The organism is Azospirillum brasilense (assembly GCF_003349955.1).
Taxonomy (GTDB): domain Bacteria; phylum Pseudomonadota; class Alphaproteobacteria; order Azospirillales; family Azospirillaceae; genus Azospirillum; species Azospirillum brasilense_B.
On the sequence record NZ_QLKQ01000005.1, the window covers coordinates 1 to 15821 of the forward strand.

Below are 15821 nucleotides of genomic sequence, written 5' to 3' on the forward strand. Positions count from 1 at the left end.
ATAGCCGTTGTAGCCCTGCATGTAGACGGCGGCGCAGCGGGGAGGGAAGCCTTGGGCCGGGCGGACGGCTGGTACCGGTTGCGGATGCCGCGAATCAGTTTGGTCAGGACGTCGCGCGGGCCGACTTCGGTGAACTCCGTCACACCCTGGTCGAGCAGGTAATGCATGCTCTCCGCCCAGCGCACGCAGTGGGTGAGCTGTTCGGACAGGCCTTGCCGGACCGTGCCCGCCTGATAGGGCAGGGCGGTGACGTTGGACATCACCGGCAGGCGGGGCGCGGCGAAGGTGAAATCCGCCAGGAACCGGGCGTATTCGGTCCCGGCCGGCTGCATGTAACGGGAATGGAAGGCGCCGCTGACGTTCAGCGGGATGAACATGGCCCCGGCCGCTTCGAAAGCGGATTGGGCGCGGTCGACGTCCTGGCGCAGGCCCGAGATGACGGTCTGGCTGTCACCGTTGTAGTTGGCGACGTCGATGGCGTCGAAGCCGTTCTCGGACAGCACCCCCGCCACCTTGTCCGGACCGATGCCGAGGATGGCCGCCATGCCGCCGCCCTTCGCCTTGGCCATCAGGGCGCTGCGCCGCTGCACGAGGCGCAGCCCGTCCTCGAAGCTGAAGACGCCGGCGCATTCCAGCGCGTTGTATTCGCCGAGGCTGTGCCCGGCGGTGAAATCGGGCGGGCTGCCGCCGTCTTCCAGGCGCCGGCGGCAGGCCAGGGCGTTGACCACGAACAGGGCCGGCTGGGTGAACTGTGTCTGCCCCAACGTCTTGTCGGGGTCCTTCAGGCACAGATCCTTGATGGAATAGCCCAGGATCGCATCCGCGGCGGCGGTCAGATCGGGAAAGGCGTCGAACAGGCCGTCGCCCATGCCGACATGCTGCGAACCCTGGCCGGGAAAAAGGAATGCGTTCATCGTGCCGCCCGGATGGATGGTGGATGCAACCGTCACTACCATCCGATGATAGCATAAAGTATGGTCTGCACACGCCGAACGATGCGGGGCCCCGATGCTTCACGCCGATTTTCCGAACCGGGCGCCACCGACTTCCCATCCGCCTTCCCATCCGCCCGGCCCGGTGGTTTGGATGTTCGCCGGCCAGGGTTCCCAGTATTTCCGGATGGGCCGGTCGCTGTACAGGGGATGTCCGCATTTCCGGTCGTGGTTGGACCGGCTCGACGCCGTGGCCTCGGTTTATGTGGGGCACTCGATCCTGGAGGTCGTCCACGCGGACGACCAGCCGGCGGGCCGTCCCTTCGACGACATCCTGCACAGCCATCCGGCCATCTTCATGGTCCAGGTGGCGTTGGCCCGCGCCCTGCTGGCCCAGGGGTTCCCGCCGCCGGACGCCATGATCGGCGCAAGCCTGGGGGAATTCGTCGCGGCGACCGTCGCCGGCGTGGCCAGCGAGGAATCGATGCTGTTCGACATCATCAAGCAGGCGCGGCTGTTCGATTCGCATTGCGGCGGCGGCGCCATGCTGGTGGTGATCGACGACGTCGCCACCTTCGGCGACCCGGTCTTCGGGAGCGTCGCGTTGGCGGGCGTCAACTTCGACCGCTGCTTCGTGGTGTCCGGACGGCGCGAGGACATCGGGCGGATCGCCGCGGAGCTGGGCCGGCGATCCGTGGCACACCAGATCCTGCCGGTCGGGGTGGGCTTCCATTCGGCGGAGGTGGACGCGGTCGAGGAGGTCTTCCTGTCCGCCTTCGCCGACCGGCTGTACGGACCGGCGCGGATTCCGGTGGTCAGCTGCGCGCCCCTGCCGGACGGCGGGACCGGTTTGGCGATGGACCGCTTCTCCCCGGCCTACTGGTGGCAGGTGATCCGGCGGCCGATCGCCTTCCGGGACGCGTTCGACGCGTTCCGGCGGCGGCACCCCGACGCGCTCTATGTGGACCTGAGCCCGTCCGGGACGATGGCGTCCTTCGTGAAATACAACATGCCGACGCGCGACCATGGCCGGGTCATGGCGATCCTGTCGCCGTTCGGCCAGGACCTGGAAAACCTGGAGGCGGCGCGCGCGCTCGTTCGGGGCGCCGCCGCGCGGTCTTTGGAAGGGAGTGTTCCGTGATCACACCGCAGACCCTAGGATCGGCAGCCTTCCGGAGCGATTACGGCCTCCGGCTCGCCTACGTCACGGGCGCCATGGTCAAGGGCATCGCTTCGGCCGACCTCGTGATCCAGGTCGGCAAGGCGGGCGCCCTGGGATTCTTCGGCGCCGGCGGCGTGCGGCGACCCGCCGTCGAAGCCGCGATCCTCCGCATCCGGGAGGGGCTGGCCGACGGGCAGGCCTTCGGCGTCAATCTCCTGGCCAACCCGGCGCGGCCCGGCGAGGAAATGGAGATGGTCGATCTGCTGCTGCGCCACGGCGTGCGCAACGCCGAGGCGTCGGCCTACACCCGGATCACCCCGGCCCTGCTGAAGTTCCGGCTGACCGGCGCGCGGAAAGACGGGCAGGGCGGGGCGGCGGCGGTCAACCGGGTGATCGCGAAGATCTCCCGCCCCGAAATCGCGCAGCTTTTCCTTCGGCCGGCGCCGGAAGCGATGGTCACCCGTCTGGTCGAGCAGGGGCATCTGACGCCGGACGAGGCGGCGCTGGCGCAGCACCTGCCAGTCGCGTCGGATCTCTGCGTCGAGTCCGATTCCGGCGGGCATACGGACATGGGCGTCATGTCGGTGCTGCTTCCGGCCATGATCCGGTTGCGCGACGACGCGCAGGAGCAATTCCGTTACGCCCGCCCGGTGCGGGTCGGGGCCGCCGGCGGCATCGGAACGCCGGAAGCGGCGGCCTGCGCGTTCCTGTTGGGGGCCGATTTCATCGTCACGGGGTCCATCAACCAGTGCACGCGGGAGGCCGGCACCAGCGACGCCGTCAAGGACATCCTGCAAGGCCTTGGCGTGCAGGACACGGCCTACGCTCCAGCCGGTGACATGTTCGAGATGGGCTCGAAGATCCAGGTGATGAAGAAAGGCGTGTTCTTCCCGACCCGGGCGAACAAGCTCTACGACCTGTGGCGCACTCACGGCGCCTTGGATCGGATCGACGGGGCCACCCGCAGGGAGATACAGGAAAAGTATTTCCGGCGCGGCTTCGACGAGGTGTACCGGGAAATCCGGGACCATTATCTGCGCGCCGCACCGGAGGAGATCGAACGGGCCGAACGGAACCCGAAGGTGAAGATGGCTCTGATCTTCCGATGGTATTTCGTGCACAGCATGCGGTTGGCCCTGGCCGGTGATCGCGACCAGCGCGTGGATTACCAGGTGCACACCGGCCCGGCGCTCGGCGCCTTCAACCAGTGGGTCAAGGGCTCGCCACTGGAAGACTGGCGCCACCGCCGCGTCGCGGTCGTCGCGGAGCACCTCATGGAAGCCTGCGCCGACTGCCTGAACCGGCAGGTGCGCCTTTTTGCGCCGACGGGGGCAGGGACCTTGGCCGAAAGGTGAGGGGCCCGGCGGCGGTGCGATGTCCGTGTCGGCTCCCCCGACGACGGTAAGCCCGCGTACTGATGCAGGGGATGGATTTCGGGACGGAGTTCACTTGGCTGAGCACAAAAATCTCATAAGATAGGTTATGGAAAATAAATCATGAAAGGTCGCGGACTTCGTCCAATTGGTCAGCGGCGGCGGAACAGCCGTATGCGCACCAGCGTCGTTCCGATCGCTCCCTGGGCAACCGTCAGGGCCGTCACCGCCGCCGCTCCGGTCATGCCGAAGACCGGGATCAAGATGGCGCCGAGCACGATGCACACCGCCAGCTGCAAAAGGTTGAGCCGGCGCAGCGTGCCGCCATGCCCGGTCATGGCCAGCAGAATGTCCTGGCACGCCAGAAGGCAGTGGATCATCTGGCCCGCAGCGAGAATGCGCAGCGCCATCGCCGCGCTGCCGAACCCCTGCCCGATCAGATCGAGCAATAACTCCGGAGCGATCATCATCACCGACACCATCGGCAGGCCCAGCACCGCGACGGTCAGCATGATGCCGCGGTTCATCGCCAGCAGGCGGGAGGTCTCGCCACGGCGATGCAGTTCCGCGTAGTTGGGCGCGGCGAAGGTCCCGATGCTGATGACGACGACCCACACCAGCATGGAGATGCGGTTCGCCACGCTGAACGCGCCGACCGACGCCGCGTCCACGAACACGCCCAGCGCGAGCACCGGCAGCGACGCCAGCGACACCTGCACCAGCTCGACGACGAACAGGGGACGCGCCGTGTGCCACAGCGACGGCAAAAGCTCCGCCGGCCGGGCCGCGGACAGGGCATCGGCGGGGATGGCATGGTCCGTGAACCGGCGGCGGTCGCGCGCGAGCACGGCCAATCCGACCGCGACGCTGAGGGTCCATGCCCCGGCCAGAGCCAGGATCAGGGAATCGAGATCGGCCACCCCCGCCAGAAGGGCCACGAGCATCAGAACCGGCCACAGCGCGTTCTGCACGAATTGCGCGGCGATTCCCCGCTTCAACCCCGCGAGCGCCGATCCGAGGGTGATGGTCAGGGTCTGCGGCACCAGGACCAGGGCGGACAGACGCAACGGCGTTTCAAGGTCCGGCGCGCCGAACAGCAGGTGCGACGCCGGCCCCGCCAGGGCGTAGGCCACCACCGCGGCCAGGGTGGCGGCGAGTCCCGTGCCGATCAGGCCGGTCCGCAGGTCGCGACCGGCCGCCCTCCCCTGGCCGATGGCCAGCTCGGCGGCGATGTGCCGCGTGATCGCCCGTTCGAGCCCCAGCCGCGCCACGGTCGACGCCAGGCCGATCCAGGTCAGGCAGAGGAAGAACAGGCCGGCATCATGGGCGCCCAGCGCGCGCGCCGCTATGATATAGAGGCCGAGCTTGCCGACGACCTCCACCCCGCGCAGCCCGAGGCCGACGCCGTAACGCCCGAAGGCACGCCATGTCTGGAGACGCATCACGCTCTATGGGATAAAGGGTTGTTGCGGAAGCGGAAGAGATTTGAGGACGTTCGGCGCGCCGTCGTGCCGGGCCGCGCGAGGAGAGCAGTCGGTTGATGACCAAGGTGACGACAGGGCGATGGCACCGGAAAATCCAGGCGGCGCTGGCGTTGTGCCTTGCCGCGGCGCTGTTCGGGCAGGACCGCCTGGCCGCCGCGCAGGATGCGGAGGAATGGCGCGCCATCGACATCCGCCAGGAAATCCGCACCCATTTCGACCGTCTGCCCTATGGCTGGTGGATTCGCGAACCCGAGCTGCACCTGAACACCTACGAGGTCGAAGTCCACCTTCCCGACTGGTGGCGCGGCAACCCGACCTCGGCGGTCAACAACCTGTGCCCCGAGCGGCAGAGCCGCATCTGGAAGGTGGCGACGATCCTGACCTTGCGCCCCTTCTACCAGAAGCGGCCCTGGCCCGAGGTCGATTGCCGCCGCTGATGCCGCCGCCGGCGCGGTCAGCTCCCGCTTGATCGCCCGCTTGATTGCCCGAGCGCGGCGCGCAGCCGGTCGGCCACGCCGTCGCGCGCGACGAAGATGAAATTGTTGATGTAGATCCGCCCCTTGACGCGGTGGGTGCCCGCCGCGTTGAGGGCCGAGCGGGACTGGTGGCGATCCGGGTCGAAGCCGTCCAGCGTGCACAGGCGTCCCGCCAGGACGAAATAGCCGCGATAGCCCAGCGGCGCCAGCCGCGCCTGCAGCGCCGCCAGGGCTCCGGGATTGTGCCGCTCCTCCGCTTCGATCAGCAGGTTCGGGCGGTCGCGCCCGATCAGGGCAAGGCCGCCGCCGACCACCGCGGTCTCATGCCCCTCCACGTCGATCTTCAGGAAGCCGACCGGGCGATCGTCGTAGCGGTCCAGCGTCCGGCGCGGGACGGTGACCGCCTCCACCTCCTCGCCATGGGCGCCCACCGCCCCCGCCTCGACCGAGGCCAATGCTGACGAGCGCGGGACGTGCAGCACGATGGACCCATCGCCGTCGCTCAGCGCGCACCCCTCGACCCGCAGCCGGCCGGACGCGATCAGCGGCGCGAACTTGGCTTCGAGCAAGGCCGCGAGTTTCGGGTTCGGCTCGAAGGCCGTCACGCTGGCCGCGACCCGGCAGAGCCAGAAGGTGTAGATGCCGCTGTTGGCGCCGATGTCGTAGGCCGCCTCCCCGGGAACGCACAGGGCGGGAAGCAGGCGCAGTTCCGGCTCGGCGTAATAGGGCGCGAGGCGGTCGCGAAGCCACGTCAGCCGGCGGAACGTCCGCGGATGGCGGCGTTCGATCGCGGCTTTCAGGGCGGACAGTCTGTGGTTCATGGCGCGTGGCTCGATAGGGCTGGGGCCGGCATCCTGGGACCCAACCAAAAGTGAGGGGTTTCGGCAAAAAGCAAATAGCTAAAAATTGAGACAAAATGCTTCAAAACCCCAACCACCCCATGACAGCTCTACAGCGGGCGTGGTAAACCATCGCGGTTAAGTGTTCGATCCACACGCTATGGTACCCGTAAAAGATGCTGTCCCAACATCTGGAAAATCGCAGGCAAAGTCAATCGGCTGACCAGTCGGATGGCGCGCCGGCTCAGCAATCGCATGGGGTGCTGTTCTCCAGCGGTGTATCGGCCTTTACACCCCGCGACCTTCTGATACTCGCTTTTTATCACAAGCGTATCATCCTGATCGTGGCCCTCCTTTCGATCATCGCCGGGCTGACCGCCGCCACCTATGCGCGCACGCGCTACGCCGCGGAAAGTCTGGTCATGATGATGATCGACCGCTCGCACGCCGGGATCAGCGACGTGGCCGGGACCCTGCCCTCCTTCCTGTCGATCGACGGGCTGAAGTCGGTGGACAGCGAGATCCGCATCCTGGAAAGCCGCCGGGTGATCGAGGACACGCTGAGCGCGCTGGGACCGGCCACCCTGTTCCCGGAGATCGCGCACCCGCGCCTCTTCGGCCTGCTGCCCGCCGACAGCCCGCAGGACCAGCTCGAAAAGGCCATCGACAAGTTCAAGCGCCGCCTCCAGGTGGAGCAGCAGTCCTCCTCCAACATCGTGCGCCTCAGCTTCAGCCACGAGGACCCGGACCTCGCCGCGGACACCGTCAACGCCCTGGCCGACGCCTATCTGAAGCGCCGCCGCGCGATCTTCGACGTTCCGCGCTCGCCCTTCCTCGCCTCCGAACTGGCCCGCCACTCCGACCAGCTGAAAAGCATCGAGGGGCAGATCCAGGCGCTGAAGTCCGAGTACGACATCGTCGATCTCGGCCAGGAAAGCCTGCTCGCCGCCAACCAGGTGGACAGCATCGTGCAGCGCCGCCGCCAGACCCAGGAGCGTCAGGCGGCGCTCCAGGCGGAGGTCACGGCGGCCAAGAAGCGGCTCGCCGCCCTGCCGGAGCGGGTGTTCGACTTCCGGGAGCAGAGCAACCAGACCCAGAACGACGACGACCGCAACGTGCTGCTCCGCCTGGAGCTGGAACGCGACCGGATGGCCTCGCAGTTCCTGCCGGACTACCCGCCGCTTCAGGAGATCGAGCGGAAGATCCGGACGGTCCGGCAGTCGATGAAGGGCGGCGACAAGCCGGTCTACAACACCACGCGCGAGGTCCGCAACCCGTCCATCCCCTTCCTGAACAACCATCTGCTGACGCTGGAGATCGAGCAGGACGCCGTGGCCCGGCAGCTCGACGAGCTGAACCGCCAGCACACGGTGGCGGTGGAGAAGGTCGGACGCCTGCGCAAGGCGGAAAGCGAACTGCGCGATCTGGAGCGCACCCGCGGCGTGATGGAGGACATCTACCGCGACTACGCCCAGCGCACCGAGGCCGCCCGCGCCGAGGAGGAAGCCGCCAAGGTGCGCTTCTCCAACGTCCGCGTCGTGCAGCCGGCGGTGGCCCCGGCGACCGGGACGAGCATGGCGCCGAGCTTCATCATCGCCGGTCTGGTCGGCGGCATCCTGCTCGGCGGCGCGGCCGGCGTGCTGGCGACGTGGCTGCGCCAGGTCTACATCCTGCCGCACGAGATCGAGCGCGACCTGGGCGTCCCGGCCATCGCCAGCTTCTCCGACACCGACGGCGAGCTGGTGTCCCCCGGCGCCCAGCAGGAGCTGATCCATCTGGCCGCCCAGCTGCGCGACCACGGGCTGGAGGACCAGCCGATGGCCCTGATCCAGTTCGTGACCGCCAACGACGGCGACGGCGACGCCATCGTGGCGCGCGGGCTCGCGTTGGAATTCGCCAAGGGGCGGGGCCTGCGGACGCTGGTCATCGACCTCTGCGGCGACGGCACTGGCCAGCTGGCGGCGATCAACGCGGGCGCCGACGACAAGACAGACGGCGAGACGGATGGCGGAGCCGGCGAGCGGCTGCCGACCATCGAGCCGCAGGGGACCGGCGAACTCGAAGCGCTGCCCTCCGCCGTGCCGCTGCTCTGGGTGTCGCGGCAGGCGACGGGATCGGCGCTGGGCAGCCTGCGCACCCCCATCGCCCAGTCGCGCCAGATGCTGGAACGGCTGAACCAGCGCTTTGACATCATTTTGATTCTGTCGCCGCCGATCGGGAACAGCCATCTTGCCCGGCGGCTGTCGCCGATGGTTGATGCGAACATCCTGGTCGCCCGCGCCGAACACACCCGTGCGCCGGTCGCCGCCCGGATGCGCGACTCCATCCTCGCGTCCGGCGGCGACATCGTCGGGCTGGTGCTGACCGGCCGTCACTTCCACATTCCCCAGGTGATCTACCGATGGCTGTGATGCGGGGCTTCCTGTTGGCGGCGTTGCTGGCGCTCGGCGCCTGCACCGGCCAATCCGTAAACCCCAGGGAGGCGATGCCGGAGGGTTTCGCCCGCTGGGAGGATTCCACCCCGCCCTACCGGCTGGGGCCGGGCGACCGCTTCCAGGTCAAGTTCATGCTCGTCCCCGACATGGACGAGGAGGTGATGATCGGCCCCGACGGCTCCGCCGGGCTGCGCATCGCCGGGCAGGTCGACGCCGCCGGGCTAACGCCGGGCGAGCTGGCCACCCTGGTCGAGACGCGGGCGCGGCGGTGGATGCGCGCCCCGCAGGTCAGCATCGGGCTGAAGGAAACGCCATCGAACCGCGCCTACATCGGCGGCGCCGTCGCCCGCCCCGGCACCTACCTGCTGAACGGCCGCATCGGCGCGATGGAGGTGATCATGCTGGCCGGCGGCTTCGACCGCGAGGCGCGCTACGAGGAGGTGGTGCTGATCCGCCGCAACTCCGACAACAAGCCCATGCTGCGCACCATCGACACCCGCCGGTTCCTGGAGTCCGGGGCGGCGGTCGGCGATGTGCCGCTGGTCGCCGGCGACATCCTGTTCGTGCCGCGCAGCTCCATCGCCGAGACCGGACTGTGGGTCGAGCAGTTCATCAACCGCGTCGTGCCGTTCGAGCGTGTGTTCAGCTACACGATCGGCCGCCAGACCGGCGGGTCCACGACCTTCCCATGATGAAGCCCTCCACCGAGCCGGGACCGGAGCATCCCGCCGACACCGTCTTCGGGGTCGCCATCGCCCGCCTCGACGTGGCCGGCGCCGCCCAGGCGATCGCCGGGCGGGCGCCGGAGGCCCCTTTCGCCTACGTCGTGACGCCGAACGCCCAGCATGTGGTGCGGCTTCACCGCGGCGGGGACCTCCGCTTCCGCGCCGCCTACGACGGCGCGTGGCTGCGGCTGTGCGACAGCCAGATCATGCGGCACCTGTCCCGGCGGCTGTTCGGCAAGCCGTTGCCCAGCGCCAGCGGCAGCGACCTGACCGCCCACCTGTTCGCTCACGTCATCACGCCGGACGATTCCATCACGGTGATCGGCGGCAGCGACGAGCTGGAGCGCCGCCTGCGCGAGCGCTTCGGCCTGACCCGGCTGGCCCGGCACGACCCGCCCATGGGCTTCGCCGCCGACCCGCGGGAGGTCGAGCGCTGCGTCCGCTTCGTGCTGGACCACCCGGCCCGCTTCGTCTTCCTGGCGGTCGGCGCGCCGCAGTCGGAATGCCTGGCGCTGGCCATCCGGAACACCGGACAGGCCAGCGGCGTCGGGCTGTGCGTCGGCAGCTCGCTCCTGTTCGTGACGGGACTGGTCGAGCGCGCGCCGCCGCTGTTCCGCCGCTTCGCCCTGGAATGGCTGTACCGTCTGGCCCAGAACCCGCGCGGCCACGCCCGGCGGGTCTTCGTGGAGTCCCTGCCGCTGCTCGGCATCGCGCTGTCGGCCTGGTGGGCGGAACAGCGGGGCCGGGCGGGCGCGAAGCCGGCGGCGCGCCCATGATCGTCGAGCTGGGAGCCCGGCAGCGCGGCCGCATCCTGTCGCCCGTCCGGGCGGCGGCGCCCCGCCGTGCCCAGCCCCGCGCCCTGACGGTGATGATCCTGCTGGCGGTGCTGCCCCTGTTCGGGCAGAGCTTCCATTATCTGGTCGACCTTCCGCCGCTCTACGCCCTGTCGAAAAGCTGGCCGGTCCTGACCATCCCGCTTGCCGTCTACGCGTTGGCGCAGATCGAGCTGCCGTTCAAGTCGCTGTGCGTCGCCCTGCTCGCCTATCTCGTGGCGATCACCCCGGCGGTGTCCATGGTCCAGCTCGGCAACGGGCTGACCGACGCGATGGCGACCACGGTCAAGGTCTGGCCCTTCGCCTATTATTTCTCCCTCGCCGCCCTTCTGACGTTGCTGCGCCCGACGCTGCCCCAGGTGCGCGGCGCGCTGATCGCGCTCGGCGCCGGCACCTTCGTCGTCATGCTCGCTCTGTGGCTGGTTCTCCCGCCGGAGGCCTACGCCACCGACCCGCTGAAGAGCAAGCTGCTGATGTACGACGTCGAGCGCGGCCCGCGCATCTTCATGCCGATGTTCTTCGGCGTGCTGTTCCTCTTCTACCTGTCCCGGCGGTTCTGCGCGTACCGGGAATGGTGGACCATCCCGCTGCTGCTGATCGGGCTGCTGCTGATGGTGTTGATCTACAAGCAGCGCACGGCGCTGGGCAGCGTGGTCCTGGTGGTCGGCTTCGCCATGATCACCTCGGCGCGCGGCTGGTGGCGGATCCTGGCGGTCGGCATGGCCTTGCTGGCGTCGGTCGCCCTGGCCGCCGTCTACAGCGCGGACCTCGCCAGCCGGGCCGAGCAGATGCTCGGCGCCTCCCTGTCGATCCGGCAGAACTCCATCGTCCTGGCGCTCGACTACCTGGAAGTCACTCCGTTGCGCTGGCTGCTGGGGGTGGGCGCCATCACCCGCTTCAGCAACGTGACCCTGGCGGACATCCTGGGCAACAACCAGTTCTATCTCGCCGACATCGGCTGGATCGGCATCGTCTTCGAATACGGCGTCATCGGGGCGGTGCTGATCGCGGCCTTCTACGTCGCGGCGCTGCGCACCGCCCGCCGCTCCGTCGTCCCCGGCGATCCCATGACCCAGGCGTTGGGCGACTACGTCCTGTTCGCCCTTGCGACCTCCACCATCTACTCCGTCGTCTTCACGCCCGGAGAGGTCGCCAGCGTGATGGCGCTCGCCCTCTACTGGCGCACCGCCCGTCAAAAGGCTGGCGCAACGGAGCCATCAGTCAACCGCTCACCGGAATTCTTCAAAATGCAACGAAATCGCAAAAGCCGATTGTGACTCTTTGTCGAAAATTATCGTGCCAGCGATGTCAATGCTGTCATGATCTATTTTAAATAGTGTGGTAGCAAGTGGCCATCATGTCGCCTCAACCCCCAATAGCATTTTCCTCGCCGCTGCACCGCTACATCCAGGGCGGCCACCGCCGTGTGGACGGCTGGCTGTCGCGCCTGGACGCCAGCCTGATCGCCACCGTCGGCGTCTGGCAGAGCGCCCAGGGCGTGGCGGGAAGCGTCGGCGAGATCGGCGTTCATCACGGACGGCTGTTCATCCTTCTGGCGCTGGCGCGCCGGCCGGGTGAGCGGGCCTTCGCCATCGACCTGTTCGACGACCAGCAGTTCAACGTCGACCAGTCGGGACAAGGCGACGAGACGGCCTTTCGCGCCAACCTCGTCCGCTTCGGGATCGAGCCGGCGTCGGTCGAGGTGGTCAAGGGCAACTCCCTGGACCTGACCTGGAGCGGCCTCGCCGGCCGGCTCGGCCCCGCGGTCCGCCTGTTCAGCATCGACGGCGGCCACACCGCCGACATCACTCGCCACGATCTGGGCGTCGCCGACGACAGCCTGGGCGACGGCGGGGTGATCGTGCTCGACGACTACTTCAACCCGGAATTCCCCGCCGTGTCCGAGGGCATGTGCCGCTTCATGGCCGGCCGGCCGGGAGCCCTCGCCCCCTTCGCCATCGGCGACAACAAGCTGCTTCTGGCCCGGCCGGACTGGGCGGAGCGCTACCGCGTCCTGCTGGTCGGGGCGATGCCGTCGCGCCATTACGTGCGCGACACCGAGCTGTTCGGCCAGCCCGTCACCGTGTTCCGCACGCCGCGGACGCCGATGCAGCTCATCCGGCAGACCGGCCTGACCCGACGGCTTCGCTCCCATCCGCTGGGGCAGGCGTTGAAGCCGATCATCCGCCGCTTCGTGCAGGGGTAAAGAGACCGCCATGCGCGACGACGTGCAGGTCCGTTTTCCGGCTCAGGAGCGAAGCGTCGTTCCGGACCCTGCCGTGCCCGACGTCGTGCCCGAACCCGCACCGGATGTCGCGCCGCCGCCCGGCGACTTTTCGGGCGCCCGGGACGGCTGGCTGCACTGGACGCATGGGCTGGTCAACCGGCTGGTCAAGGGAGCCGACGGCGTCCTGCTGGCGGTCGCCGGTCTCGCCGCCTGGGCCGCCTGGACCCGCCGGACGGACGGGGCGTCGTTCGACGACGGCCGCCTGCTCCTTCAGGCGCTCATCTTCACGGCCGTCACGCTCGGCGTCTATCTGCGCGCCATGACCACCATCGGCGCCTACCGCGTCGAGAATTACCGGCACTGGGGAAAGTCGCTGCTGGACGTGGTGGGCGGCCTGCTGCCGGCCGGAACGGTGCTGTCCCTGCTCGTCTGGGCCTTCCTGCCGGAGGTCGGCCCGTCGGACATGCTCGCCCTGTGGGGCGGGACGGCGCTCGCCTGTCTCGGGGCGGGGCGCATCCTGGCGGCGCGGGGCGTGCGGCTTCTGGAGGAGCGCGGGGTGCTGCGCCGCCGGGTGGTCATCCTGGGCGCAACCGACGTCGCGGAACGGATGATCGCGCATCTCGGCCTGCCGGAACACCGGGCGAACTACAGCGTCCTCGGCCTGTTCGACGACCGCGACGCCGATCGCCGGCCCGTGTCCCTGGCCGGCCTCCCGGTGTCCGGCGACCTGACGGACTTCAAGCGCTTCCTGCCGGACAACCGCGTCGACATGGTCGTCATCGCCCTGCCCTGGCGGGCGGCGATGCGCATCCACAGCCTGCGCATGCAGCTCCAGATGATCTCCCTCGACATCCTGATTCCGCTGGACGAGGAGAGCATCCGGCTGCGGCTCGCCAACCTGCGGCACATCGGCGACATCCCTGCCCTGCTGGTGATGCGGCAGCCGCTGCGCGGCATGCAGATCGTCGTGAAGCGGATCGAGGACGTCGTCGTCGCCGGCCTGGGCCTGCTCGTCGCCTCGCCCTTCATGCTGGCCGCGGCCATCGCGGTCCGCCTGGACTCGCCGGGGCCGATCATCTTCCGGCAGACCCGCGTCGGCTTCAACAACCGCCCCTTCACCATGCTGAAGTTCCGCACGATGAAGGTGGACGACAGCGACGACGGCGCCGTCGGCACCAGCCGCGACAACCCGCGCATCACCCGCGTCGGCCGCTTTCTCCGCCGGACCAGCATCGACGAGTTGCCCCAGCTCTTCAACGTGCTGACCGGCGACATGTCGGTGGTCGGCCCGCGTGCCCATGTCCCGAACATGCGGGTCGGCAACCAGCGCTACGCCGAGGTGGCGCGCGAATACGCGGCGCGCAGCCGCGTCAAGCCGGGGATCACCGGCTGGGCCCAGATCAACGGCATGCGCGGCGGCATCCACACCGTCGAGAAGGCGCGCGTCGGGGTTGACATGGACATCCACTATATCGAGAACTGGTCGCTATGGCTCGATGCAAAGATCATCATCAGCACCGTGACCACCGGCCTGTTCGGGCGCGACGTCTTCTAGGCGCCCTGGCCCTCGCCGCCGGGCTGCTGGCGGGTGGCATGACGGGTGCGAAAGCGGACGGGCTGCCGGCGCGTCCCCTGCTCGTCTATCACGACAGCTGGTACGAGCGCCCGGCCACCGGCCCGGCCGCCACGACGCTGGCGACGCTTCCCGGCTACATGAATCTGGTCGCCCTGTCCTTCGTCCGGCCGGACGCCGCCTATCCCGGCCGCCTCGACCTCAAGGAAACCGGCTTGCAGTACGGCTTTTCCGGCACGGTGCTGAGGGACGCCATCGCGCTGTTGAAGCAGCGCCAGCCGGGCACACGGGTGCTGCTCGCCGTCGGCGGGGCCAACTACGCCAATTGGGACGCGCTGAACCTCGACGCGCTGGTGCGGCTGGTCCGCGATCTCGGGGTCGACGGGATCGATCTGGATTTCGAACCGGTGTCCCCCGGCTGTTCGGTCCGGGGCCGGGTGCGCTGCCTGTCCGACGCGATGTGGCTGGATTTGGTCGCGCGTTTCCGCGCCGCCTTCCCACGCCCCCTGCTGCTGACCGTGCCGGGCTGGAGCATCGGGGCCTATGGCGAGGGCGCCTTCCGCGACGCCCAGCCGCGCGGCCCGCACACCGGGTCGATCCTCAACCTGCTGCGCTCCCCGCAGGCCGACGCGATCGACCTCGTCTCTATCATGGCCTACGAGGCCGGCCCGACCTTCGACCCCTGGCAGGCGTACCAAGCCTACCGGCAGGTCTGGAAAGGGCCGCTCGCCCTCGGCGTCCAGGTGCCGCCGAGCCAGCTCGGCGGGCCGACCTACACGGTGCCGCTGGCCGAGCGGCTCGCCCAGGCCGTCGCGCAGGACCCGCAGGGCGGCATGATGCTCTACCCGCTCCTCGGACGACCGCCCGGCACGCTCGGGCCGGACAACCCGGACGGACGCCTGCTGGCCCAGGCGCTGTGCCGCGGGCTGGGCCTCGACGGCTGCGCCGAGACGCTGCGCTGAGCGCTCCGCGGTTTTACCCCTCCCAGCGGTGGGACAGCACGAAGCTGTAACGCTCCGGACGGACATGGAAGACGGTGTGGTCGGCGCAGGCGCCGTCCGAGAAGAATGACCGCCGGATCATCACCAGCACCGGCATCCCCGCCGTCCCGCCGAGCGGTTCGGCGACCGCCGCACCGGCGGCCTCGGCCTTGACCTCGACATCGGCGCCGACCACCGGCTGCCCGGTAACCTCTCTCAGGATGGCGTAGACCGGCCTCTCCCCCACCGCCGCCCAGTCGACGCCCGCCAGGTCCGGAGACAACAGGCTGCGCCCCAGCGCCACCGGCTCCCCATCCACCAGATGCAGGCGGCGCACCTCCAGGCAGCGCGGACCGAACGCGTCCGTCAGGTCCGGCGGCGTTATGGTCATGCCCGCCGACAGAGGACGCATGCTGGCGTTCAGCCCCTGGAGCCGCAGGGATTCGTGGAAGCTGCGCAGCCGGTCCAGCGGGTGGCGGACGCGTTTGCCCGCCGTGAAGGTGCCCTTGCCCTTGCGCCGCTCGATCAGCCCTTCCGCCTCCAGCCGGTCGAGCGCGAGGCGGACCGTCACCCGGCTGACCGCGAAGCGGATACCGATCTCGCTCTCGCTCGGCAGGCGGCCCGATGGTTCGAACCGGCCCGCGGCGATCTCCTCGCGCAAACGGTCGGCGATCTGCCGGTAGAGGGCCGTCGCGTTCTCCCGCACCAAACTGTCCCGCACCAAACTGTTCCGCATCGGGGCCACCGTCCCCTCCCCCCGCTTCTGGCGAATCCGTCCGCGC

Annotated in this window: 14 protein-coding genes; 10 read left to right on the forward strand and 4 right to left on the reverse strand. The window is 69.1% G+C overall.

Annotated elements, in window-relative coordinates; genetic code table 11:
• A partial coding sequence (fabD, locus tag DXK32_RS03365) for an ACP S-malonyltransferase (RefSeq protein ID WP_162801055.1) occupies positions 1–914 on the reverse strand: 914 nt, incomplete at its 3' end.
• 172 nt (positions 915–1086) lie between these two features.
• Between fabD and DXK32_RS03370 the strand changes: the two genes are divergently transcribed.
• Together DXK32_RS03370 and DXK32_RS03375 are read left to right on the forward strand one after the other, a co-directional pair.
• Positions 1087–2073, forward strand: a complete 987-nt coding sequence (locus DXK32_RS03370) for an acyltransferase domain-containing protein (RefSeq protein ID WP_162801056.1) — start codon at positions 1087–1089, stop codon at positions 2071–2073.
• A complete protein-coding gene (locus tag DXK32_RS03375; protein WP_114857240.1) occupies positions 2070–3449 on the forward strand; it encodes a PfaD family polyunsaturated fatty acid/polyketide biosynthesis protein in 1380 nt (459 codons plus the stop codon). Before DXK32_RS03370 ends, DXK32_RS03375 begins: the two co-directional genes overlap by 4 nt.
• Before the next feature lie 170 nt (positions 3450–3619).
• Here DXK32_RS03375 and DXK32_RS03380 read toward each other — a convergent pair whose 3' ends face one another.
• On the reverse strand, positions 3620–4909 hold the full coding sequence (locus DXK32_RS03380) for an oligosaccharide flippase family protein (RefSeq protein ID WP_114857241.1): 1290 nt from the start codon (positions 4907–4909) through the stop codon (positions 3620–3622).
• A gap of 98 nt (positions 4910–5007) precedes the next feature.
• On the opposite strand from DXK32_RS03380, the gene DXK32_RS03385 reads away from it, so the two are divergent.
• Positions 5008–5388 carry a hypothetical protein gene (locus tag DXK32_RS03385; RefSeq protein ID WP_247876950.1) on the forward strand — a complete coding sequence of 127 codons (381 nt, stop codon included), beginning with the start codon at positions 5008–5010 and terminating at the stop codon, positions 5386–5388.
• A gap of 17 nt (positions 5389–5405) precedes the next feature.
• Here the strand turns inward: DXK32_RS03385 and DXK32_RS03390 are convergent, their stop codons facing one another.
• Positions 5406–6248 carry an FkbM family methyltransferase gene (locus tag DXK32_RS03390; protein WP_114857243.1) on the reverse strand — a complete coding sequence of 281 codons (843 nt, stop codon included), beginning with the start codon at positions 6246–6248 and terminating at the stop codon, positions 5406–5408.
• Positions 6249–6610: 362 nt separating this feature from the next.
• Between DXK32_RS03390 and DXK32_RS03395 the strand changes: the two genes are divergently transcribed.
• The 7 genes from DXK32_RS03395 to DXK32_RS03425 all read left to right on the forward strand — a co-directional run bounded on the left by DXK32_RS03395 (position 6611) and on the right by DXK32_RS03425 (position 15021).
• On the forward strand, positions 6611–8677 hold the full coding sequence (locus DXK32_RS03395; RefSeq protein WP_162801057.1) for a GumC family protein: 2067 nt from the start codon (positions 6611–6613) through the stop codon (positions 8675–8677).
• Positions 8668–9393, forward strand: a complete 726-nt coding sequence (locus DXK32_RS03400; protein ID WP_247876951.1) for a polysaccharide biosynthesis/export family protein — start codon at positions 8668–8670, stop codon at positions 9391–9393. Before DXK32_RS03395 ends, DXK32_RS03400 begins: the two co-directional genes overlap by 10 nt.
• A complete protein-coding gene (locus DXK32_RS03405) occupies positions 9390–10202 on the forward strand; it encodes a WecB/TagA/CpsF family glycosyltransferase (protein ID WP_114857246.1) in 813 nt (270 codons plus the stop codon). Before DXK32_RS03400 ends, DXK32_RS03405 begins: the two co-directional genes overlap by 4 nt.
• Entirely contained in the window at positions 10199–11536 is a 1338-nt protein-coding gene (locus tag DXK32_RS03410) for a hypothetical protein (RefSeq protein WP_205215634.1), read from the forward strand. The genes DXK32_RS03405 and DXK32_RS03410 overlap by 4 nt, the downstream gene beginning before the upstream one ends.
• Positions 11537–11616: 80 nt before the next feature.
• The gene (locus tag DXK32_RS03415) at positions 11617–12465 is read left to right on the forward strand and encodes a class I SAM-dependent methyltransferase (RefSeq protein WP_247876952.1); all 849 of its coding nucleotides are present in this window, start codon (positions 11617–11619) and stop codon (positions 12463–12465) included.
• A 10-nt stretch (positions 12466–12475) separates the two neighbouring features.
• Positions 12476–14041 carry an exopolysaccharide biosynthesis polyprenyl glycosylphosphotransferase gene (locus DXK32_RS03420; protein WP_114857248.1) on the forward strand — a complete coding sequence of 522 codons (1566 nt, stop codon included), beginning with the start codon at positions 12476–12478 and terminating at the stop codon, positions 14039–14041.
• Between the two features lie 38 nt (positions 14042–14079).
• Entirely contained in the window at positions 14080–15021 is a 942-nt protein-coding gene (locus DXK32_RS03425; protein WP_114857249.1) for a glycosyl hydrolase family 18 protein, read from the forward strand.
• A 13-nt stretch (positions 15022–15034) separates the two neighbouring features.
• Here the strand turns inward: DXK32_RS03425 and DXK32_RS03430 are convergent, their stop codons facing one another.
• A complete protein-coding gene (locus DXK32_RS03430) occupies positions 15035–15760 on the reverse strand; it encodes a GntR family transcriptional regulator (protein ID WP_247876953.1) in 726 nt (241 codons plus the stop codon).
• Positions 15761–15821 lie beyond the last annotated feature (61 nt).

What these genes read in the sequence shown, in the direction of transcription:
- DXK32_RS03370 (WP_162801056.1), top strand. Translation starts at nt 1,087, where the DNA reads ATGTTCGCCGGCCAGGGTTCCCAGTATTTCCGGATGGGCCGGTCGCTG.
- DXK32_RS03425 (WP_114857249.1), top strand. Translation starts at nt 14,080, where the DNA reads ATGACGGGTGCGAAAGCGGACGGGCTGCCGGCGCGTCCCCTGCTCGTC.
- DXK32_RS03390 (WP_114857243.1), bottom strand. Translation starts at nt 6,248, where the DNA reads ATGAACCACAGACTGTCCGCCCTGAAAGCCGCGATCGAACGCCGCCAT.
- DXK32_RS03405 (WP_114857246.1), top strand. Translation starts at nt 9,390, where the DNA reads ATGATGAAGCCCTCCACCGAGCCGGGACCGGAGCATCCCGCCGACACC.
- DXK32_RS03410 (WP_205215634.1), top strand. Translation starts at nt 10,199, where the DNA reads ATGATCGTCGAGCTGGGAGCCCGGCAGCGCGGCCGCATCCTGTCGCCC.
- DXK32_RS03380 (WP_114857241.1), bottom strand. Translation starts at nt 4,909, where the DNA reads ATGCGTCTCCAGACATGGCGTGCCTTCGGGCGTTACGGCGTCGGCCTC.
- DXK32_RS03385 (WP_247876950.1), top strand. Translation starts at nt 5,008, where the DNA reads ATGACCAAGGTGACGACAGGGCGATGGCACCGGAAAATCCAGGCGGCG.
- DXK32_RS03400 (WP_247876951.1), top strand. Translation starts at nt 8,668, where the DNA reads ATGGCTGTGATGCGGGGCTTCCTGTTGGCGGCGTTGCTGGCGCTCGGC.
- DXK32_RS03415 (WP_247876952.1), top strand. Translation starts at nt 11,617, where the DNA reads ATGTCGCCTCAACCCCCAATAGCATTTTCCTCGCCGCTGCACCGCTAC.
- DXK32_RS03420 (WP_114857248.1), top strand. Translation starts at nt 12,476, where the DNA reads ATGCGCGACGACGTGCAGGTCCGTTTTCCGGCTCAGGAGCGAAGCGTC.